Origin of the sequence: Pseudomonas sp. SIMBA_067, from assembly GCF_046534675.1 — a bacterium.
Taxonomy (GTDB): domain Bacteria; phylum Pseudomonadota; class Gammaproteobacteria; order Pseudomonadales; family Pseudomonadaceae; genus Aquipseudomonas; species Aquipseudomonas putida.
In genome coordinates, this window is sequence record NZ_JAWRYH010001245.1 from 1 (window position 1) to 240 (window position 240).

The 240-nt window shown below is 67.1% G+C and carries 1 protein-coding gene; it reads right to left on the reverse strand.

Annotation, left to right across the window (positions count from 1 at the left end):
- A partial coding sequence (locus SB765_RS33280; protein ID WP_410932988.1) for a MarR family winged helix-turn-helix transcriptional regulator occupies positions 1-240 on the reverse strand: 240 nt, incomplete at both ends.

Below are 240 nucleotides of genomic sequence, written 5' to 3' on the forward strand. Positions count from 1 at the left end.
GTCCGGACCAGCCAGTCATCGCGCATCGCGCGACTCGACGTAATCACCGCCAGGCTGGACGTCGTGGGAAGATAGCGGGTTTTACGGCCATCATGGGGATCCGGCTCGCCCGTCACCAGTTCCGCCGCCAGTAACCCGGCGACGGTCGCGCCCATTGACTGGGTGCGTACGCCCTCGGCCGCCGCCAGTTGCGTTACCGTCATCGCCCCATCGCGAACCAGATGACCCAGCACCGCGACC